Annotated in this window: 16 protein-coding genes; 9 read left to right on the forward strand and 7 right to left on the reverse strand. The window is 70.9% G+C overall.

Annotated elements, in window-relative coordinates; genetic code table 11:
• Positions 1–26 precede the first annotated feature (26 nt).
• The 3 genes from WG209_RS05360 to WG209_RS05370 form a co-directional block, all read right to left on the reverse strand.
• Positions 27–1,109, reverse strand: a complete 1,083-nt coding sequence (locus WG209_RS05360; RefSeq protein WP_337173982.1) for a type II secretion system F family protein — start codon at positions 1,107–1,109, stop codon at positions 27–29.
• 84 nt (positions 1,110–1,193) lie between these two features.
• Positions 1,194–2,420, reverse strand: coding sequence for a GspE/PulE family protein (locus tag WG209_RS05365; RefSeq protein ID WP_337173983.1), 1,227 nt, complete (start codon positions 2,418–2,420; stop codon positions 1,194–1,196).
• A gap of 181 nt (positions 2,421–2,601) precedes the next feature.
• Positions 2,602–3,009 carry a hypothetical protein gene (locus WG209_RS05370; protein WP_337173984.1) on the reverse strand — a complete coding sequence of 136 codons (408 nt, stop codon included), beginning with the start codon at positions 3,007–3,009 and terminating at the stop codon, positions 2,602–2,604.
• Between the two features lie 352 nt (positions 3,010–3,361).
• Between WG209_RS05370 and WG209_RS05375 the strand changes: the two genes are divergently transcribed.
• From WG209_RS05375 to WG209_RS05415, 9 genes are all read left to right on the forward strand, one after another.
• Positions 3,362–5,188 (forward strand): porin, encoded by a 1,827-nt coding sequence (locus WG209_RS05375; protein ID WP_337173985.1) that lies wholly within the window; start codon positions 3,362–3,364, stop codon positions 5,186–5,188.
• A gap of 270 nt (positions 5,189–5,458) precedes the next feature.
• Positions 5,459–6,178 (forward strand): carbonic anhydrase, encoded by a 720-nt coding sequence (locus WG209_RS05380; RefSeq protein WP_337173986.1) that lies wholly within the window; start codon positions 5,459–5,461, stop codon positions 6,176–6,178.
• Between the two features lie 10 nt (positions 6,179–6,188).
• Positions 6,189–7,196 (forward strand): urea transporter, encoded by a 1,008-nt coding sequence (locus WG209_RS05385; protein ID WP_337173987.1) that lies wholly within the window; start codon positions 6,189–6,191, stop codon positions 7,194–7,196.
• 54 nt (positions 7,197–7,250) lie between these two features.
• Positions 7,251–7,553: an urease subunit gamma gene (locus WG209_RS05390; protein ID WP_337173988.1), complete on the forward strand. Its 303-nt coding sequence runs from the start codon at positions 7,251–7,253 to the stop codon at positions 7,551–7,553.
• Positions 7,554–7,591: 38 nt separating this feature from the next.
• Positions 7,592–8,008 carry an urease subunit beta gene (ureB, locus tag WG209_RS05395; protein ID WP_337173989.1) on the forward strand — a complete coding sequence of 139 codons (417 nt, stop codon included), beginning with the start codon at positions 7,592–7,594 and terminating at the stop codon, positions 8,006–8,008.
• Complete coding sequence (gene ureC / locus WG209_RS05400; RefSeq protein WP_337173990.1) at positions 8,005–9,726, forward strand: urease subunit alpha; 1,722 nt, start codon at positions 8,005–8,007, stop codon at positions 9,724–9,726. The genes ureB and ureC overlap by 4 nt, the downstream gene beginning before the upstream one ends.
• An 18-nt stretch (positions 9,727–9,744) precedes the next feature.
• Complete coding sequence (locus WG209_RS05405) at positions 9,745–10,428, forward strand: urease accessory UreF family protein (protein WP_337173991.1); 684 nt, start codon at positions 9,745–9,747, stop codon at positions 10,426–10,428.
• Positions 10,388–11,176, forward strand: coding sequence for an urease accessory protein UreG (ureG, locus tag WG209_RS05410; RefSeq protein ID WP_337173992.1), 789 nt, complete (start codon positions 10,388–10,390; stop codon positions 11,174–11,176). Before WG209_RS05405 ends, ureG begins: the two co-directional genes overlap by 41 nt.
• Complete coding sequence (locus WG209_RS05415; RefSeq protein ID WP_337173993.1) at positions 11,176–12,156, forward strand: urease accessory protein UreD; 981 nt, start codon at positions 11,176–11,178, stop codon at positions 12,154–12,156. Before ureG ends, WG209_RS05415 begins: the two co-directional genes overlap by 1 nt.
• Before the next feature lie 21 nt (positions 12,157–12,177).
• On the opposite strand, the gene WG209_RS05420 is transcribed toward WG209_RS05415, so the two are convergent.
• The 4 genes from WG209_RS05420 to WG209_RS05435 form a co-directional block, all read right to left on the reverse strand.
• Complete coding sequence (locus WG209_RS05420; RefSeq protein ID WP_337173994.1) at positions 12,178–13,497, reverse strand: outer membrane beta-barrel protein; 1,320 nt, start codon at positions 13,495–13,497, stop codon at positions 12,178–12,180.
• 168 nt (positions 13,498–13,665) lie between these two features.
• Positions 13,666–15,132: an alkaline phosphatase family protein gene (locus WG209_RS05425; RefSeq protein ID WP_337173995.1), complete on the reverse strand. Its 1,467-nt coding sequence runs from the start codon at positions 15,130–15,132 to the stop codon at positions 13,666–13,668.
• The gene (locus WG209_RS05430; RefSeq protein WP_337173996.1) at positions 15,129–16,991 is read right to left on the reverse strand and encodes an alkaline phosphatase family protein; all 1,863 of its coding nucleotides are present in this window, start codon (positions 16,989–16,991) and stop codon (positions 15,129–15,131) included. The genes WG209_RS05425 and WG209_RS05430 overlap by 4 nt, the downstream gene beginning before the upstream one ends.
• A gap of 146 nt (positions 16,992–17,137) precedes the next feature.
• A complete protein-coding gene (locus tag WG209_RS05435; protein ID WP_337173997.1) occupies positions 17,138–20,437 on the reverse strand; it encodes a multidrug efflux RND transporter permease subunit in 3,300 nt (1,099 codons plus the stop codon).
• Positions 20,438–20,449: the final 12 nt, after the last annotated feature.

Raw genomic sequence — 20,449 nt, forward strand, 5'->3', positions numbered from 1 at the left:
CCTAGCCCGCTCGCCCGCCGCCGGCCTCAGGGCCCGGCCAGCTCGTCCAGCAGGCCCGAGAGCGGCGCGAAGACGGTTAGCGCGTAGAGCAACACCGCCGCGGCCCCGACCGTCGCCACGATCAGCGAGGGGAGCAGCACGCGAAGCTTCACCGCGCTCGAGGCGGCGCGGGAGCGATACATCGGGGCGAGGTTCCGCAGCGCCCGGGGGACGGAGCCCTCGGCCGTCCCGTGCGCCAGCGCCCAGCGGAGCATCGGCGAGAGCGACCGGAAGCCTCCCCCCGACACCGCCTGCTCGGCCGATCGCCCACGCTCCAGGTCGGCGGCCACGCCGCGGGCCTCGGCGATCAGGCGGGCGTCGCCGGTGGCCTCGGCCGCGAGCGTCACGGCCTTCGGGTAGGCGACGCGGTTCTCCAGCAGCAGGGCCAGCAGCTCCGCGAAGCCCGCCGAGCGGTGGTCGCGCACCAGTGACCGCATCCAGGGGAACAGGCTCAACAGGCTCCACGATCGGCCGTCGAACCGCGCCGCGCGGCCCGAGCGGACCCAGGCGATCGCCAGCAGGATCAGGGCGATCGGCCAGATGGGCCACCAGAGCCAGGCCGTCCCGCCCACCCGCTCCACGAGGGCCATCGCACGGGGCGTCGCCAGGCCGAGCGACTCGAAGGCCGACGCCAGCCTCGGGGCGAAGGCGACCATCAAGGCGACGAACAACGCATAGGCGACCGTCGCCACGATCAGCGGATACCAGAGCGCCAGCCCGACAGACTCCCGGGCCTCGGCGAACCCGCGCAGGTAGCGCGAGACGCCCGCCAGCGCCGCCGGGAGGTCGCCCGATCGCGCGCCCGCCTCGACCACCGCGCGGTACAGGGGGGGGATCGCGACCCCTTCGGCCGCGAGCGCGTCGGGGAGGCTCGCCCCATCGCGCATCCGCCCGGCCAGGCTCTCCGCCAGCCCGCCGATCCGCCCCGGCAGCTCCTCCCCGGCGCGGCCCAGTCCCGCCTCCAGCGGCGACCCGGCCCGCGCCAGCGCCGCGATCTCCTCCGTCAGCGCGACCAGCTCGTCGATCGTCGCCGGCCGTCCGCCGTCGCCCCTCGCGGTGTCGTCCGCCATCGCCGCGCCCTCCTACGACAACTGTGACAGATCCTGGTCTATCACAAATGTCCCAGGGCGTCAATCGGCGGGCCCGCGGATTTCTTACGTTTGTCGGAAGGGGCGGTCGGACATGCCGAGGACGCGGCGGATCTCGGCGGGGGAGGTCCGGCCTTCCTCGATGGCGGCGCGGGCGCGGTCCCATCGGGTGATCATGCCGGCCTCGATGGCGATGGCTTCCAGGCGGCGGACGTCGGCGCGGTCGAGGGTGGCGCGGCCGAGTTCGCCGTCGAGCGCGGGGAGCATCTCGGCGAGGAGGACGCGGCCGGAGTACCCGGTCCCGCCGCACGCGGGGCACCCCACCGCCACGCGGGCGGACGAGGCCGCGATGCCGAGGAGTTCGGCCGGGTCGGCGGCGGGGAGGGAGCAGTCGGGGCAGAGGCGGCGGGCGAGTCGCAGGGCGATCACGCCCAGGACGCCGCCGCGGATCGCGTAGGGCTCGATGCCCATGTCCAGCAGCCGGCCGACGACCTCGCACGCGCCGCCGGCGTGGAACGTGGTGAGGGTCAGGTGGCCGGTGAGGGCGGCCTGGAGGGTCGTCTCGGCGGTGGCGCGGTCGCGGATCTCGCCGACGGCGATCACCTCGGGGTCTTGCCGAAGCAGGGCGCGGAGGCCGGCCTCCAGCGTCAGGCCGGCGGCCGGGTTGACCTGCGACTGCGCCACGCCTTCCAGGGCCGACTCGATCGGGTCTTCCAGCGTCGCCAGGCTGCGTCGGCCCTCGTTGCGGCGGGCCAGCTCGCGGAGGCAGGCGTAAATTGTGGTCGTCTTGCCGCTCCCGGAGGGGCCGGCCAGGACGATCGCGCCGGAGGTCTCGTCGAGCCATCGCGAGAGGGCGTCGCGCGCCTCGGCCGGGAGGCCGAGGTCGTCGAGGACGAGGAACCGGCCCGGGCCGGCGAACAGGCGGATGACGGCCTTCTCGCCGTGGAGCGTCGGGAAGATGGAGAGCCGCATCTCGACGCCGTCGGGGCCGCGACGGAGCCGGCCTTCCTGGGGGACGTCGGTCTTGTAGGTCAGCAGCTCCGCGAGCACCTTCAGCCGGGCGACGATGTTGGGCGCGCCGGCCTTCGGCAGCTTGGCGACGGGCTTCAGCACGCCGTCGACGCGCCAGCGGACGTCGAGGCCGTCCTCGATCGGGTGGACATGGACGTCGCTTGCCCCGGCGGCGACGGCCGCCGAGAGCAGCGCGTCGACCACCGTGGGGGCGTACCGCGACTCCGAGGGGTCGAGTCGCGCGAGGGCCTCGGCCGGTGGGACGTCGACCGCGCCGCTCATCCCGGCCCCCCCTCGCAACAGGTCTCGCAGATGGTCCGGCAGCGCGAGCAGACGAGCTTCGCCCGAATTTCCACCAACCTCCCGCCGCACGCCGGGCAGGCCGGTCGGCACTCGGCGGGGTTCGGGGGAGGGGGGGGCGGCGGTCGCTCCGGGGGCTCGTCCGGCATGTGAGATCCCCGCGTCAGAGATCCAGGTCGATCCGAGAGATCGAGACGAGACCCTCGGCGATGTTCACGGCGTACTCGGCCTTCTTGTCCAGGGTCTTCCCCCGCGCGGAGAGGGTCAAGGGGACGCTCCACTTCACCCCCGCGCCGAGGGGCTGGGGGTCGCCCTCGATCGTGTACGCGGTGAGCTTCGATTTCCGCTCCCAGTCGGGATCGTTGACCAGGAGCGAGGGGCTCCCCTTCGTGAGCGAATCCTTGGGCTTGCCCTCCTTCCAGGCATCGAGCGCGCGGGTCAGGAATTCCTTCGCGGCCGAGGGGTCCGCGGGCGTGGGGGCGGCCTCGCCGCCGCATCCCGCCGCCATCGAGGCGGCCAGCAGGAGGGAGAGGACGGCGGTGACGGCCGTTGATCGCGTTCGAATGCTCATTCGGGCAACTCCGGGCGGTTTCCGCGGCCGCCGGGGCGACGACGGCCTTCACGATTCGCGATTCGATCCGAATGGAGCCGAAAATTGGCGCGGCGAAAGGGACGTACATGCATCGAACCTCCCGGAAAATAATCGATGACCCGCGGGAAGGGAACGGGCCGCCGAAAACTCCACGTCGCGACGGGTGTCCCAGGAAGGCTCGCGACAGGCGATTCGGCCTTGCCGGGGATCGCTTCCCCTCATAATCTCCGCGTCGTCGGCGACGGCGGGGATGCCCATCGCCGCCATCGATCTCGGGAGGGGGGTTGCGGCGCCGGAGCCGAAGCGCGTGGGACCGACGAGAAGGAGCCCAATGAGCCGTCGGATCGTGAAGGCGGGCCTGGCCCTCGTCGCGACCCTGGACGCGCCGGCCCGATCCCAGGAGCCGACGCCGCCGCCGGCGGTTCACGCGGACACCCCCCAGCGTCCCGGCGCCTCGATCGAGGGGCTCGCGGATCGGCTCCGGGCCGTCGAGGCCCTGAACGAGAGACTCGTCGAGCGGTTGGAGCGGACCCGGCGGGAGGGCGAAGCGGAGCGGCGGCGGCACGACGAGCAGATGCGACTGCTCCTGGAACGGATCGAGGACCTCTCGACCCGGCTCCCCGGCGCGCCTTCGCGTCCCCCCGGGCCGGGGACGCTCGACGGGCGGATCTCCAGGACGCGGCGCCCCCAGGACGGCGGCTCCGAGGTCGCGGGCCCCGTCCCCGAGTACGAGACGCAACCGATCGGCCCGGAAGCTCTCCCCGCGGAAGAGGCCGAGGCCCCGGGCTTCTTGACGCCCGACGCGGCCTCCTTGCTCGAAGGCCCGCCGGAGTACAACGGGCCGGTCCCCGAGTACGAGACCCAGCCGATCGAGCCGAACCCGTTCCGATCCGGGGCGCCGGGCCTCTCCACGATCGCGGCACCGTCCCGCCTCCCGCTGGAATCTCACTTCGGCCCCGGCTTCCAGTTCCAGACCCCCGACGAGGAGTTCCTGCTCCAGGTCCACGTCCAGTCCCAGATCGAGGCCCGCGTCTGGGGCGACCCCAACGGCGGCGCGCCTTTCCGCGACGGGTTCTACCTCCCTCGCCAGCGGATCTTCTTCAACGGCCGGATCACGCGGCCGATCGAGTACGTCTTCTCGCTGAACCGGGGCTTCGGCGAGCTGAACATCCTGGAGACCTTCCTGAACTTCCACCCGGACGACCGCTTCCAGGTCCGCTTCGGCCGCTACTTCACGCCGCTCGGCTACGACCAGTTCGCCGTCAGGAACCTCTGGCTCCCGACGCCCGAACGGTCGCTGTTCACGACGAACCTGGGGACGAACCGGCAGGTCGGCCTGATGGGATGGGGCTTCCTGTTCGACAAGCGGCTCGACTACGCGGCGGGCGTCTTCACCGGCCCGCGGAATTCGTTCGAGGACGTGAACAACGCGAAGGACTTCATGGGCTACCTGAACGCCCGCCCGTTCCAGGCCTCGGAACGGTTCCCGGCGCTCAGGAACTGGAACGTCGGCGGCTCGGTGTCCCACGGCCGCCAGGACCAGCCCGCCGTCCCGCTCGCGTTCCGCGTCGGCGCGACGGCGCCGACCAACGCCCCCCAGGCGGACCTGGCCGCCGCGCCGTTCCTCAGGCTGAACCGCGACGTGATGGAGCGGGGCCCCCGGCTGCTGGGCTCGGTCCACTCCGCCTACTTCAACAAGGGGCTCTCCGTCATCGGCGAGTGGAACTACGGCCACGCCGGCTATGCGTCGCCCGTCCTGGGCACCTCGGCGGACGTCCCGATCTCGGGGTTCTACGTGACGGGCGCCTATTTCCTGACGGGCGAGCACGTCGACCGCAGGGCCATGGTGGCGCCCCTCCGGCCCGTGACGGCGGCCGGCGACGATCGACGTCGCGGGATCGGGGCCTGGGAGTTGGTCGGCCGTTACAGCCGGCTGTCGTTGGGCCGACAGATCTTCGACGCCGGGCTCGCGGACCCGGAAGTCTGGTCGAGCGGAGCCGCGACCTACGAGGCGGGGCTCAACTGGTACTGGAACGAGCACCTGAAGGTCTACATGTTCTGGCTCCGCGGCGACTTCGACGACCCCGTCCGCTACGGCGCCCTGGATTCTCGCGACGGCGTCGACATGTTCTGGATGCGGTTCCAGCTCTACTACTGACCGGAGGCCCGCCGAATCCGAAGAGTTTGGCGGCTTGTCGCTGGCGGGACCCGGATCCGCGGGTTAAATTGTCCTCAGATTCGCGGGGCGGTCGATGCTCGCCCGCCCCGGTCGACGATGGGTCGCGAAGTTCGGAAGTCCTGCCGCGGTTCGACGTTCAAACCGACGGGATGGGCCCGACGCCCGTGGTCGCTCGACCGACGGGCCGCCCTCCCGGGACGAGGCGGGCCGTCGCTAGGGAGCCATGGCCGGCTCGCAGGGGGATTCGCCATGCGATCGAACCGATCCGCGTCCCGCCGCGATTTCGTGATCTCAGCCGGCCTCGTCGCGGGGGCCGCCGGCGTCGGATTGGCCCGAACCGGCCGCGCCTCGGGCGCGGACGGCGAGGCGGCCGACCCGGACGCCGTCCTGGCCCGGCTGCTCGAGGGGAACCGGCGCTTCGTGGCCGGCACCCCCTCGCTGCTGACGCGCCGTCGCCCGCAAGACTTCGCCGCGCTGGCCGAGGGGCAGGCGCCGACGGCCATCGTCGTCGCGTGCGCCGACTCGCGGGTGGCCCCGGAGCTGATCTTCGACCAGGGGGTCGGCGACCTGTTCGTCGTCCGGGTCGCGGGGAACGTGGTCACCGGCGGCGGGCCCATCGTGCAGGGGAGCCTGGAATTCGCCGTGGCCGAGCTAGGGGCCCGGCTGATCCTGGTGCTCGGCCACACCGCGTGCGGCGCGGTCAAGGCGGCCGTCGCCCACATCGACGCCAAGGACAAGCTCCCAGGCGCGATCGAGGGGCTGGTCGACGCCATCCGCCCGGCCGTGCGCGACGCCGAGGAGGGGCGGGGGGACAAGGTCGAGAACGTCATCAAGGCCAACGTCCGCAGATGCTCCGAGACGATCAGGCGGCTCGATCCCATCCTCGCGAAATTCGCGGGGACCGGGGAGCTGAAGGTCGTCGGCGGCGTCTACGACCTGGCGTCCGGGCGGGTCGACATGCTGGACTGAGCGAGGCCCCATGACGAACACATCGACATCCGACCCCGCCAGTGGTCCCGCGGCCCCATGGAGACGACTGGCGACGGCAGAGGCCAACATCCCCCCGCCGCCGCGCGACGCGCTGCGTGGCGTCGGCCAGGTCTTCTTCCAGGGGAACGCCCTGACGGGCGCCTGCTTCCTGTTGGGGATCGCGGCCAACTCCCCGATCATGGCGATCGGCGGCGCGGCCGGCGCGGCGATCGGCACGGCCGTCGCGCGGCTGGCGAGGTTCGACGCCGACGAGGCGGCGGAGGGCATCTTCGGATTCAACGCCACGCTCGTCGGCGTCGCGACGTTCTTCTTCTTCCGGCCCGGCCCGGCGAGCGTCGCGCTGATGGTCGCGGGCGCCGTCGCGGCGACCTTCCTCACGCGGCTCATGCGATCGGCGCTGCCGTTCCCCACCTACACGACGCCGTTCATCGTCACCACCTGGGCCCTCTGGCTGATCGGCCCGGCCCTCGGCGCCTCCTGGGTCCCGGCGGGGGAGCCGTACGCCGAGACCAGTTCGCTGCCGGGAGTCGCCAACGGCGTCGGCCAGGTGATGTTCCAGGCGAACGTCCTCACGGCTGCGCTCTTCGTCGCGGGCATCACCCTGGCGAACCCGCGGCACGCGGCGTTGGTCGTCGCGGCCTCGGCGATCGGGGTGGCGGCGGCGAACTATCACGTCACTCCCGCCCAGCGCGCCCTCGACCCCGAGCGACTGGTCGGCCGCTTCCTGACCGAGAACATCGCCCTGGGCCTCTACAGCTACAACGCGACACTCGCCGCGCTGGCGCTCTACCTCTGGCGAGGGTCGCTGATCCCGCCCCTGCTGGGCGCGCTGCTCTCGACCCCGATCACCGAGCTGGCACCGCGGGCGGGCTTGCCCGCCCTGACAGCGCCGTTCGTGCTCGCGACGTGGCTGGTCCTCCTGCTGGCCTGGCTCGACGGCCGCCTCCTCCGCGAGGCTCCGGCGCCCGACCCGGGCGAGCCGTCGCCCGCCGGCTGAGCCGGCGCGGCCGGCGGCGTTTTGTATCCACCCATTTCCCGAGGAAAGTCTCTCATGAATCTATCGCCCCAGGAACGAGACAAGCTGCTGATCTACGTCGCCGCGCAGGTGGCGAGGGACCGCAGGGCGCGCGGCCTCAAATTGAACTTCCCGGAGGCGACGGCGCTCATCACCGCCGAGTTGATGGAGATGGCCCGCGACGGCAAGTCGGTCGACGAGATCATGGAGGCGGGCCGCGAGATCCTCACGCGCGACGACGTGATGGTCGGCGTGCCGGAGATGATCCACATGATCCAGGTCGAGCCGACGTTCAAGGACGGTAGCAAGCTGGTCACCGTCCACGAGCCGATCCGCTGAGGATCGCGGGCCTCCCCCACCACCGCCAGGAGCGACGCATGATACCGGGCGAGTACTTCATCGACGGCGAGGATCTGGAGCTGAATCCCGGGCGGGACCGGGTGGTCCTGCGGGTGAACAACACCGGGGACCGGCCCGTCCAGATCGGGGCCCACTACCACTTCTTCGAGGTCAACCGCGCGCTGGTCTTCGACCGCGAGAAGACCTACGGCATGAGGCTCGACCTCCCCAGCGGCACGGCCGTCCGGTTCGAGCCGGGGGAGGTCAAGGAGGTCTCCCTGATCCCGTACGCCGGCCATCGGGCCGTCTACGGCTTCAACGCCCTGGTCAACGGCTCGCTCGACGACCCGTACATCCGCGACATCAGCCTGCGGCGCTGCCGCGAGCAGGGCTTCGGCGACGAGCCCTCGGAGTCCGCCCCGTCTTCCCCCCAGAGCCGAGGGAACCGCGCATGAGCATCAAGATCTCCCGCCTCGCGTACGCGCACAAGTACGGCCCGACGACGGGCGACCGCATCCGCCTGGCCGACTCCGAGCTGATCATCGAGATCGAGAAGGACCACACGGAGTACGGCGAGGAGTCCATCTTCGGCGGCGGCAAGTCGATCCGGGACGGCCAGAGCCAGAGCCCGCTCGAGGAGCGGATGGGCCCGCCCCACTGCGACCTGGTCATCACCAACGCCGTGGTCATCGACTACTGGGGCATCGTCAAGGGGGACATCGGCATCCGCGACGGCCGCATCGTGGCCGTGGGCCGGTCGGGCAACCCGCTGATCCAGAACAGCGTCGACCCCCGGCTGGTCATCGGGCCGGAGACCGAGGTGATCGCCGGCGAGGGGAAGATCGTCACCGCGGGCGCCATCGACAGCCATATCCACTTCATCTGCCCGCAGCAGGTGGAGGTGGCGATCGCCTCGGGCATCACGACCATGCTGGGGGGCGGCACCGGGTCGGCCACCGGGACCTGGGCCACCACCTGCACGCCCGGGCCGTGGTACATCGAGCGGATGCTCCAGGCGATGGAAGGCCTGCCCGTCAACGTCGGCTTCTTCGGCAAGGGGAACGGCAGCCTGCCCAAGCCCCTGGCGGCCCAGGTCCGCGCCGGCGCCTGCGGGCTGAAGCTGCACGAGGACTGGGGGACCACGCCGGCGGTCATCGACACCGCGCTGACGGTCGCCGACGAGTACGACGTCCAGATCGCCATCCACACCGACACGCTCAACGAGTCCGGCTTCCTGGCCGACACCGTGGCCGCCATCAAGGGGCGGGCCATCCACACCTTCCACACCGAGGGCGCCGGCGGCGGCCACGCGCCGGACATCATCGCGATCGCCGCGCTGCCCAACGTGCTCCCGTCGAGCACGAATCCGACCCGGCCCTTCACCGTCAACACGATCGACGAACACCTCGACATGCTGATGGTCTGCCATCACCTGTCGCGGAAGATCCCCGAGGACGTTGCGTTCGCCGAGAGCCGCATCCGGGCCGAGACCATCGGCGCCGAGGACGTCTTCCACGACCGCGGCATCATCAGCATGATGAGCTCCGACTCCCAGGCGATGGGGCGCGTCGGCGAGGTCGTCGTGCGGACCTGGCAGACCGCGCACAAGATGAAGGTTCAGTTCGGCGCCCTGCAAGGGGACACCGCCCGCAACGACAACGAGCGGGTCAAGCGGTACGTCGCCAAGTACACGATCAACCCGGCCATCACCCACGGGATCGCGGAGCACGTCGGCTCGATCGAGCCGGGGAAGCTGGCGGACCTGGTGATGTACGAGCCGGCCAACTTCGGCGTCAAGCCGTCGCTGATCATCAAGGGGGGGATGATCCTCGCGGCGCAGATGGGGGACGCCAACGCCAGCATCCCCACGCCGCAGCCGGTCCACATGCGGCCCCAGTTCGCCGCCTACGGCCGGGCGCTGTCGAAGTCCTGCATCACCTTCGTCTCCCGGGCGTCGCTCGAGGACGGGATCGTCGACCGCTACGGCCTCCAGCGCGAGGTGGAGCCGGTCGAGGGCTGCCGCTCCGTCGGCAAGAAGGACATGAAGCGCAACGAGGCCACCCCGGAGATCCGCGTCGACCCCGAGACCTACGAGGTCTTCGTCGACGGCGAGAAGGTCGGCAGCGAGCCCCTGGCCGAACTGCCGATGACCCAGCGTTACTTCCTGTTCTGACCGACGGACCCCGCCGCCATGAACCTCGGGCTGCTCCAACTCGCCGACTCCGCGCTGCCGATCAGCGGCTACACCCACTCGTGGGGCCTGGAAGCCGCGATCGCGCGGGGCTCGGTCCACGACCCGGAGACGCTGGAGCGGTGGACCCTCCACTGGCTCCGCGAATCCCTCGGCCCGTTCGAGGGGACGCTCGTCGTCGCGGCCCGCCGCGCGACGGGCGCCGCCGACGTCGGGGAGTTGGCGCGCCTGAACGAGGTCGTCGAGGCCACGATCGCCCCCCCCTCGACGCGGCGCGCCAGCCGCGAGATGGGGGGGCAGCTCCTGGCGCTGGGGGCGACCTGGTCGTGGTCGGCGGGGCCCCTGCGGTCCCTCGGGCTCGCGACCGGGGACGCGCACGAGGCGGGGTGGCATCACCCCGTCGCGTTCGGGGTCCTCGGCGCCATCTCGGGAGGGACGCCGGAGGAGGTGCTCGCCGCCTACCTCCACCAGGCGGCCCTCGGCATGATCGGCGCCGGCGTCCGCGCCATCCCCGTCGGCCACACCCACGGCCAGCAGGTGCTGGCCTACATCCACGACGAGCTTCGAAGCCTGATCGAAGACATCCGACACCGAGAGCCCGAAACGGCCGGCTCCGGCTCGCCTTCCCACGAGATCCTCTGCGATGAACAGACTCGACTCTACGCCCGCATGTTCCGATCCTGAGGGGGCGTGGAATCCGCTGGCGTCCCCCCGCTCCACCCGCCGGCGACGGCCCGGCCCCGCCTCCTTCTCCCACGGCGACCCCGGCGCCGACCACATGGGCCGCTTCGGCCCGGCCCGCTACGCGGGGCCGACCCGGCGCGTCTTCACGCTCGGCGTGGCCGGGCCCGTCGGCTCGGGCAAGACGGCCCTGGTCGAGGCCCTGTGCAAGGCCCTCTGGCCCGAGATCAACCTCGCCGTCATCACCAACGACATCTACACCCACGAGGACGCCGAGTTCCTCTCGCGCAGCGGCGTCCTGCCGCTGGAGCGGATCACCGGCGTCCAGACCGGCGGCTGCCCGCACACCGCCATCCGCGACGACGCCAGCGCCAACCTGAGCGCCGTCGGCAACTTCCAGCGCCAGTTCCCCGACCTGGAGCTGGTCATCGTCGAGTCCGGGGGGGACAACCTCACCGCCGTCTTCTCGCGCGAGCTGGCCGACCGCTTCATCTTCGTGATCGACGTCGCCGAGGGGGACAAGATCCCCCGCAAGGGGGGGCCGGGCATCTGCAACAGCGACCTGCTCGTCATCAACAAGACGGACCTGGCTCCCCACGTCGGGGCCGACCTGGAGGTCATGCGCCGGGACAGCCTGAAGATGCGCGGCGAACGCCCGTTCCAGATGATCAGCATCCGCCACGACGAGGGGGTGCGCGAGGTTGTCGAGTGGGTGCGCCGGCAGCTCCCCCCCGCCGCGAAGGGGTCCTGATGGCGACGACGATCGACGGTCCCCCCACCGCCGCCGGCGGAGCCGCGGCGAGTTCATCCCGGATCACGCGCGAGGAGATCGCCACCCCCCCCGAGTTCGCCGACTGCCGCCGGGCCGGGCACGAGGCCGCGCGGGTCGGCGGGGCGCGGATCGAGCTGACGGCCGATCGAGGGCGCACCCGCCTGGGGCGATGCTATCAGCAGATCCCCCTGCGACTGATGCCGCCGTTTCCCCTCGAAGGCGAGCCGGCGTCGCTGCTGTACCTGATCACCCTGACCGCCGGCCTGCTCGACGGCGACGCGCACCTCGTCCAGCTCCGCGCCCGGCGCGGCACGCGCGCGGTCGTGACCGGCCAGGCGGCGGCGCGCGTCCACCCGGCCCGGGGGAGCTTCGCCACCCAGCAGTGGTCCGCCGACGTCGAGGACGACGCCTTCCTGGTGGTGCTCCCCGGCCCGCTGATCCCCTACGCCGGCAGCCGCTACTACCAGCGCGGCCGGGCCGACCTGGCGGCGGGCGCGCGGCTCGTCTGGGGCGACATCTGGCACGCGGGCCGATACGCCCGGGGCGAGCTGTCCGAGCGATTCGCCTTCGAACGGATCGTCCAGGACTTCGAGGTCCGCCGCGAGGGCCGGCTCGTCTACCGCGAGCGGTTCCGCTGGGACGGCCCGTGGGACGAAGGCCGGACCGACTGGAACTTCGGCGGCGAGCTGGCCGCGGGGAGCCTGGTCGTCGCCGGGCCCGTGCCGGAGGGCCTCGCCTTCGAGGCGCCCGGCGTACGCGCCGCGCTGCTGCCGATGGACACCGGCGTCACCTGCCTGCGATGGTGCGGCCCCCCCGCCGAGGTCACGACGGCCCTGGTCCGGGCCTCGCTGGCGATCGCCGGCTCCTGGACGGGGGGCCCCGGGGCGCCGCCGTGGCTCCTCGACTCGACGGAACTCAGCTCGAACCACTGGTTCTCCATGCCGCCGGGCGAGCCGTGACCGCCCGGCGGCATCCGGTTGCTAGAATTTGACGAGCGTGCTGATGACGCTGGTCAACTGGCTGTAGTGGCCGCCGTCGGTCCCGCCGCCGAAGGCCGGGGCGCTCGCGAAGTCGCCCCGGACCTCGGGGCGGATTTCCAGCCACTTCCACGGATGCCAGTTCACGCCGACCGTAACCTCCGAGTAATCCGCGGCGAATCCCGTCCGCGTCCCGTGGGAGTCCTGGAACCATTCGCCGCGAGCGAGGAAATCGAAGGTCGGGGTCAGGTGGAACAGCCCGATCGTGTAGATGCCGTAGGCCCCGCTGTCGCCGCGCGGGGTGTTGGCGTCCCAGCCCATGTTGCACTGGACGATCTGGGTGAACCGCTCGGTCCAGTTCTGCTGGACCCTCAGCTCCACCATCGAGTCGAAGGTCCCGTTCATGCCCGGCGCCGAGAAGAGGGCGTCGCGCCCCAGGTAGACCGAGCCCGTCAGTCGGGTGCGCCGCTCGTCCGTGAGCCAGTAATTGGCCTGGCCGATGTAGCAGTATGACCGGGCGCTCCTGGTCACGAAGAAGGTGTTCGCGCCCAACGTCATGCCGCTGGAGACGTCGAGTCGGTCGTTGACGTGCAGGTTCGCGAGGAAGCCGGTGAACGCGCCGTCCTGGAGATACCAGAACTGGTAGTCGCTGGAGTAGAACGGCCGATAAGGCGCGAGGAACCCATTATAGCCGATGATGGTGTTCATGCGGCCGATCTTGAAATCGACGCCCCCCTCGGTCAGCACGGGCAGGTGGGCGGAGAGGTAGAGGTCGCGGAAGTCGTGGCTGAAATGCTCGCTGGAGACGGTGCTCCCGATCCCCCCCTTCGGCTGCCCCACCGCGGCGTCCGCGCCCGCGAAGTAGCGGACGTTGAAGCCGATGTTGAAACGGTCTTGTTCCAGCGGCTTCTGGAGCACCAGGCCGATCTGGTTCAGCAGATACTCATTGCCGAACCGGTTCTGTCGAGGCGCCACGCTGAGCAGGCCCGAGCCCGACGAGGAGCCGGTGAACCCGCCTTCGACCCAGCCGAAAGTCCTCATCCCCCGCGAGCTGAGGAACTCGTCGAGCCCGAGGAGTCGCTTCAGGATGCCGACCTGGGAGACTGGCGTCGGCCCCATTCGGAATTCCTGGGGCGCGCCGGGTAGGTCCTCGGCCAGCTCGCCCGGCAACGACTCCGCCTCAAGGCCCCGGCCGTCCGCGTAGGGACGCGAGGCCGGTTCCTCTGGCGTCAGGTCGGCGAATGACACCCCGTCCTGGGCGAAGGTTTCCGACGCGAGACAGACCGGCAGCATCGCCAGGCTGAAAATCAGTCGCTTGTACATGGCTCCCCTCCGGGCCGAAGGCGACACTCCGTCCGCCGCGGTCCTTGCCAGGAGCTTTCGTCCGATGGGACCGTGACGGATTCTTCGGTCAAGCCGAATCCGAGGCTTGAGCGAAGTTTCCGTTGTTGGACCCGCGCGACCTCTCCGCCCGCCGTCGTCCGGGGAGCGTCAGCCGATGTAGCCGAGGCCCCTCAGGCGGTCTCGCACCAGCTCGTCGTCGTCCATCTCCGCCGGGCCGTCCGAGGGGTCGGTCGGCTCGCGCCCTTCCAGGAAGTCGCGGCCGTCGGCGTCGGGCAGGGGGGGGAGCCCGGCCAGCCGCAGCAAGGTCGGGGCGATGTCCAGGACGCCGACCCCCTCGATCTCGCCGAACGGGGGGAGTTGCGACCCCGCCAGGATGAAGACTCCGCGCGAGGTGGGGTTGCAGTCGTCCGGCCCGACCTCCTCGGCCGACAGGTGGATCGACGGATAACCGACGCCGCCGACGGCTCGCCAGGCCTGCTCGCCGAGGTCCACGATCAGGTCGGGGGCGATCCCCCGGACCTCGTCGTAGATCTCCTCGGGCTTGTGCGCGCGGACGCCGAGCGGCTCGCCGTCGGGCCCGGCGAGCGCCTCGAGCCTCGCCTTCAGGTCGTCCCGGACGGACTCGTAATCGGCCGGGTCGACGCGGCCCTCGGGCTCGCGGCCCTTCACGTTTAGATGGACGCGGGCGGTGTAGCCCCCCTCGGCCCAGGCGGTCGTGGCGGGCCAGTCGACGTCCAGCTTGGCGATCGGCGCGACGTGATCGGGGCGCGACCCGAGCTTCAACAGCCCTTCGCGCGTCAGCCATTCATTGATGGCGACCCCCCCCTCGCAGCGGCGGGCGCCGTGGACGGAGGCGATCAGCACGATGGCGTCGTCCCCCGCGAGTTCCAGCGTCCGGGCGATCTCCTCGTCGAGATGGACGTAATAGTCCCCGATGACCTCGGCGAACGGGCCGGCGGGGTCGTGGCGTGGGTCGTCCGAGTCCAGGTGTCGCCAGTAGGCGTGCTGGATCCGGTCGAGCCCGACCTCGACGAACTGGAGGTAGTCCCAGGCTTCCTCGGCCATCAGCCGACGGACGACCTCGAACTGCTTCCGGCTCATGTCGAGGACGCGGTCGCGCAAGGTCTCGCGATCCGCCTGGCGGTAGTCGACGACGTCGGTGGGGTAGGGGCCGACCATCGCCTCGATCCGAGCCGCCAACTCGGCGGGATGCGTCAGGGCGTCGCGATCGTTGGCGGGGGTCAGCGAGCAGGCGATCGACAGGCCCGCGATCGCCCGCGCGGGGTGGCCGGGGGGGACGCCGACGAGGATCGGGCGACCTTCGGCCTCCGCGACCCGGTCCCAGATCGTCGGCGCCTGAATCGTTCCCGAGTCGACGCTGGCGAGGTTCGCGTACGAGCGGTCGGCGCGGTTCCGGAGGCCGTGCACGCCCAGCGCGCCGGGGTCGCGGCCGGTCGCCAGGCACATCCACGCGGGGACGGGCGTCGGCGGAGTCACGCTTTCCAGCAGGCCGTGGCAGCCGGCTTCCATCAGGCCGCGTAGCGTCGTCAGCCGCTCGTCCTGGAAGACGATCTCGGGGGTGGCGCCTTCCAGGCCGATCACCAGGATCTTCATCGGAGCGGGTTCCCTTCCATTCGCGGGCCCTGATCGACCCCCAGGGCTTGCAGGATCGTCGGCGCCAGCTCGAGCAGGCTGGCCCCCTCGCGGCGGAACGGCCGGTTCATGAACAGGACGCCGGGGGCGGCGGACGGGTCGACGCAGTGGTCGCCGGACCACGCCTTGACGTTGTCCTCGTGCAGGGGGCCGTCGGCGACGCCCCCCATCGACGACGACCACGACGCGCGATGCCCCGGCGCGTGGTCGACGACCACGTCGGGCGCGTCCGCGACGAACGGGCCGGAATAGACCTCGTCGCGGGGCCGCGCGGACCGGATCGCGACCCGCCCGCGCTCGTCGTCGCGGAGGCCCGTCAGCTTATCGGCGATCGACCGCCGCAGCGCGTCGGCCTCGTCGGGGGGGACGATCCCGCGCCCCTCGCGGCCCTGGAGGTTGAGGAACAGGCCGCCGAGGCCCATCGCGTAGGCCTTGGTGCGGTCCCAGTCGATCCCCCGGAGGAAGTCCCCGGCGGCCTCGCCCGGCGCGACGCCGGGCTTGAGCGCGAGCAGCCCCTCGCGATGCAGCCAGGTGTTCAGGTGGAACTGGCGCTGGAAGCCGTGGAAGCCGTGGTCGCTCAGGACGATAAGGAGGGTCCGGTCGTCGACGTGGTCGAGCGCCTGGCCAACGACCTCGTCGCCGCGACGGTACTGGTCCTCGATCGCCGCGGCGAGCGCGGGGCTGACGTCTCGGCCGCGGTTGGCGGGGTGGTCGGGCTCGCGGTGCCGCCAGAGCATGTGCTGGACGCGATCCGGGGTGTCGAACAGGCAGTAGAACAGGCCGGAATCGAGCCGGGACAGCTCGCGTTCCATCATCGCCCGGCGCTCGCGCCAGGCGTCGTCGCACTGGGCGAGGAACTGGTCCTCGGAGATGCGATCGTTGATGAGCCCGTTGTGGTCCTCGACGAACCCGGCGGTGTGGAAGGGGCCGATGTCGTCGGCCAGCTCGCGGGCGAACTCGGGGGGGTGACTGATGGGGAACAGGGGGGCGGCGGGGTCGAAGTTGATCGGCGAGGCGTACAGGACGACCGTCGGGTCGCGGCGGATCAGCAGGAACCGGACGACGCCTCGGGCCGACTGGAGCGGGCCGAGCTTGAACTTCACCCCGAGCCAGCCGCTCCATTCTCCCTCGCGGATGGTCAGCTCGCGGGGCTCGCCGGCGGACCGGATCGTCAGCGAGCCGGGCTCGGCCGCGCGGACGAGTTGCACGTCGACGCGGGCGCCTTCGGGCGACTTCGGGCTCCGGGGGCCGAGGAGGTGGGTGGCGATGGGGGACCGGCCGTCGTCGGCCAGCGGGACCAGGTTCTCGGCCTCGCGGGGGGAGGAACCGGGCGCGGCCGTGTAGTAGGTCGACGTGCCGAAGCCGCCGCGCATGTCGGGGACGCCCATGCCGCCGAGCAGCGACCCGCGGAGGCGGTCGGGCGGGTAGGTACAAGGGCAGCGGAGGATGGTGGAGGGGATGCCGGCGGCGGTCAGCAGGTCCCAGATCGTCTCGCCCTGGCGCTGGTTGACGGCCTTCGGGGGGAGCAGGGCCGATTTCCGCTCGTAGCGGTTCAGGCCGCTGTCGACGCGGTAGGTGGCGGGGTCGCGTCGGAGGAAGTCGAAGACGCCGTGGCCGCCGGGGCCCAGGCCGGTGGCGAAGGTCGACCAGGCGACGGGCGTCTGGGCGGGGGCCGTGGTGGCGACGCGGGGCGCGACGGGGCCGTCGGATAGCCGCGCGAGGTTGGGCAGGGCCCCCCGGGCGAGCATGGCGTCGACGATCGAGGGCTCCAGGCCGTCGAGGCCGACGACGACGACCTTGCGTATCGGTAGGCTGCTCAACGCTCCGTCCCACTCCCTTGCCCGGCCGGCGCGGGGAATCCTCGGGCGCGCGGACGCCCCCCCGCGAGGCCGAGACTACCAGGGGGGGGATCCTCGGGCAAGCTCGGTTCGCGGGGGGGCGTCGGGGTCGGGCCGCCGCGCGACGGTCAGTCGCGGGGCTCGTGGGCGGTCGCGCCGGGGGCGCGACGGTGGGCGTCGCCGTTGCCATGGCCATGGCCGTTGCCATGGCCATCGCCGTCGCCATCGCCGCCGGCGACGACGAGGGCCGGCTCCGGGCCGTCGGGCAGGCGGCCGGCCTCGTCCTCGTGGACGTGATCGTCCTCGCCTTCGTCGGCGCCGCGGAGCTTCTTGAAGTAGTCGCTGATGCGTTCGCCCAGGACGTAGTAGACAGGGATGACGAAGCGGCCGAGGACGGTGGAGATGGCGATCCCCGCCGCGATCACCACGCCCAGCGAGTTCCGGCTGGCGGCGCCGGCGCCGGTCGCGCGGGCCATCGGCAAGACGCCCATGACGAACGCGAACGACGTCATGAGGATCGGCCGCAGGCGCTCGCGAGAGGCGATCATGGCCGAGTCCAGGATGCTCTTGCCGTGCCGCTCGCGCTGCTCGACCGCGAACTCGACCAGCAGGATCGCGTTCTTGGTCTCCAGGCCGATGAGCATGACGAGGCCGATCTGGCCGAAGACGTCCAGCGGCATGTCATACCACCAGAGGCCCACGACGGCGCCGAACATGGCCAGCGGGACCGTCAGGATGATGACCATCGGCCGGATCCAGCTCTCGTAGAGCGCGGCCATGAACAGGAAGACGCAGATGATCGACAGCGAGAAGATGTAGATCGCCTGATTGCCGGTCTGCACCTCCTGGAGCGTCGTCCCGGTCCATTCGTAGCCGAAGCCCTCAGGCAGCGTCGCCTCGGCCACCTCGCGGATCGCGTCGAGCGCCTGGCCGGAGCTGAAGCCGGGGGCGGGGTTGCCGGTGATCTTGGCGGCGGTGTAGAGGTTGTAGTGGGGGACGTCGATGGGGCCGAGGCTGTAGTGGACCTCCCCCAGGCTGGAGAGCGGGACGCGCTCGCCCTTGCGGTTCATGACGTAGAGGCTGGCGATGTCCTCGGGATTGTTGCGCGCCTCCCCCTCGGCCTGCATCAGCACGCGCCAGACCTTGCCGTACAGGTCGAAGTCGTTGATGTAGTAGGCGCCCAGGTTGACCTGGAGCGTGGCGAAGACGTCGGCGATCGGGACGTCCAGGCGGCGGGCCTTGACGCGGTCCAGCTCGAAGCGGAGCTGCGGCACCCGGGTGGTGTACGTCGTGAAGACGCTCCCCAGCTCGGGGCGCTTGCGGGCCTCGTCCTGGAACTGGTCGACCACGCTCTGCAGCGCGTCGACCCCCTTGGCGGCCCGGTCCTCGATGACGATCTCGTGGCCGCCGGTCTGGCTCAGGCCGCGGACCGGCGGGGGCTCCATCACCAGGGGCATCGCGTTGTGGATGTTGGCGAAGAGCATCCCCTGGAGCTTCTCCCTCAGGGCGGCGGCGCGCAGCTCGGGCTTGCGCCGCTCCGACCACGGCTGGAGCGGCGTGAACACGATGCCCGAGTTGCTCTGGGTCGTCGAGTTCATGATGTTCAGGCCGTCGAGCGCGACGACGTGCTTGATCCCCTCCAGGCCCATCGCGATCTCGGCGACCTGGTGGACCACCTTGGACGTCTCCTCGCGGCTGGTGCCGTCGGGGGTGTTGATGACGACCAGGAGGTATCCCAGGTCCTCCGTCGGCACGAACGCCTTGGGCCGGGCCATGACCATGGCGACCGTCACCGCCAGCAGGGCGAGCGACGGGACCACGATCGTCCACCAGTGCCGCGCCGTGAAGATAAGCACCGAGTCGTACGACTCCTCGATCCACCGCATCATCGCGTTGAACCAGCGGAACGGCGGGAACCTGGTCTCGCCGTGCTTCGGCTTGAGGAACAGCCGGGCCATGGCCGGGCTGAGCGTCAGCGAGTTGATCGCGGAGAAGATGAACGAGAAGACCACCGTCATCGCGAACTGGTTGTACAGCTTCCCCGTCATGCCTGGCATGAACGCGATCGGCACGAACACGGCCCCGAGCACCAGGGTGATGGTGATGATCGGCGTGGTGATCTCGGCCATCGCGGCGCGGGTGGCCTCCAGCGGCCGGTAGCCCCGGTGGAGGAACTTCTCGACGTTCTCCACAACGATGATCGCGTCGTCGACCACCAGGCCGATCGCGAGGACCAGGCCGCAGAGCGTCAGCGTGTTGATCGAGAAGCCGAACAGGGCCATGGCGGCGAACGTCGCGATCAGCGACACCGGGATCGCCAGCATCGGGATGATCGTGGCCCGCACCCCTTGCAGGAACACGAACACCACGATCATGACCAGGCCGAACGCCTCCAGCAGCGTGTGCTGGACCTCCTCGATGTTCTCCTCCACGTACTTGGTCGTGTCGTACGCCATCGCGTAGTCGAGGCCCTCGGGGAAGTCCTTCTTCAGCAGCTCCATCTCGTGGCGGACCGCCTCGACGATGTTCAGCGCGTTGGCGTCGGCGTACTGGAAGATCGGCAGCGACCCGGCGGGCTTGCCGTCCAGGAAGCCGGCCGTCTCGAAGTTCTCCGACGAAAGCTCGACCCGGGCGACGTCCTTCAGCCGGACCATCGACCCGTCGTCGTTGCGGCGGACGATGATCTCCTCGAACTCCCCCACCTTCGAGAGCCGCCCCTTCACCGTGATGGGGAACTCGCGGATCTGCCCCTCCGGCGCCGGCGCCCCGCCGATCTTGCCGGCCGCGGCCTGGAGGTTCTCCGACCGGACGGCGGCGATCACCTCGTCGGTCGAGAGCCGCATGTTCGCCAGGCGGTCCGGGTCCAGCCAGATCCGCATGGCGTACTTGCGGCCGAACGACATGACGTCGCTGACGCCCGGGATCCGCTTCATGCGGTCCGAGACGAAGATCTGACCGTAGTTGTCCAGGAAGTTGGCGTCGTAGCGGCCGTCCGGCGAGATCAGGTTGACGACGCAGACCATGTCGGTCGACGTCTTCTTGATCGTGACGCCGTACTGCTTCACCTCCGGCGGGAGCTGGGCGTTGGCCGTCTGGACCTTGTTCTGGATGTCGACCGCGGCGATGTCCTGGTCGTAGCCGACCTCGAACGTCGCCACGATGTTCGAGATGCCGTTGGTCGTGCTGTCGGAGCTGAAGTACAGCAGCCCCTTCGTGCCGTTGACCTGCTGCTCGATCGGCGTGGTGACCGTCCGGGCGACGCTCAGCGCGTCGGCCCCCGTGTAGGTCGTCGTGATCTGCACCTGCGGCGGCGCGATCGGCGGATATTGCGCGATCGGCAGCAGGAAGGCGCAGATGCCGCCGATCAGCACCATCAGGATCGCGATGACCGTGGCGAAGATCGGCCGGACTATGAAGAAATTCACCATGATGTGAGTGCG

This window comes from Paludisphaera sp. (genome assembly GCF_037189885.1).
Taxonomy (GTDB): domain Bacteria; phylum Planctomycetota; class Planctomycetia; order Isosphaerales; family Isosphaeraceae; genus Paludisphaera.

Coding starts and splice junctions, on each gene's coding strand:
- WG209_RS05360 (WP_337173982.1), bottom strand. CDS start 1,109: ATGGCGGACGACACCGCGAGGGGCGACGGCGGACGGCCGGCGACGATC.
- WG209_RS05365 (WP_337173983.1), bottom strand. CDS start 2,420: ATGAGCGGCGCGGTCGACGTCCCACCGGCCGAGGCCCTCGCGCGACTC.
- WG209_RS05370 (WP_337173984.1), bottom strand. CDS start 3,009: ATGAGCATTCGAACGCGATCAACGGCCGTCACCGCCGTCCTCTCCCTC.
- WG209_RS05375 (WP_337173985.1), top strand. CDS start 3,362: ATGAGCCGTCGGATCGTGAAGGCGGGCCTGGCCCTCGTCGCGACCCTG.
- WG209_RS05380 (WP_337173986.1), top strand. CDS start 5,459: ATGCGATCGAACCGATCCGCGTCCCGCCGCGATTTCGTGATCTCAGCC.
- WG209_RS05385 (WP_337173987.1), top strand. CDS start 6,189: ATGACGAACACATCGACATCCGACCCCGCCAGTGGTCCCGCGGCCCCA.
- WG209_RS05390 (WP_337173988.1), top strand. CDS start 7,251: ATGAATCTATCGCCCCAGGAACGAGACAAGCTGCTGATCTACGTCGCC.
- ureB (WP_337173989.1), top strand. CDS start 7,592: ATGATACCGGGCGAGTACTTCATCGACGGCGAGGATCTGGAGCTGAAT.
- ureC (WP_337173990.1), top strand. CDS start 8,005: ATGAGCATCAAGATCTCCCGCCTCGCGTACGCGCACAAGTACGGCCCG.
- WG209_RS05405 (WP_337173991.1), top strand. CDS start 9,745: ATGAACCTCGGGCTGCTCCAACTCGCCGACTCCGCGCTGCCGATCAGC.
- ureG (WP_337173992.1), top strand. CDS start 10,388: ATGAACAGACTCGACTCTACGCCCGCATGTTCCGATCCTGAGGGGGCG.
- WG209_RS05415 (WP_337173993.1), top strand. CDS start 11,176: ATGGCGACGACGATCGACGGTCCCCCCACCGCCGCCGGCGGAGCCGCG.
- WG209_RS05420 (WP_337173994.1), bottom strand. CDS start 13,497: ATGTACAAGCGACTGATTTTCAGCCTGGCGATGCTGCCGGTCTGTCTC.
- WG209_RS05425 (WP_337173995.1), bottom strand. CDS start 15,132: ATGAAGATCCTGGTGATCGGCCTGGAAGGCGCCACCCCCGAGATCGTC.
- WG209_RS05435 (WP_337173997.1), bottom strand. CDS start 20,437: ATGGTGAATTTCTTCATAGTCCGGCCGATCTTCGCCACGGTCATCGCG.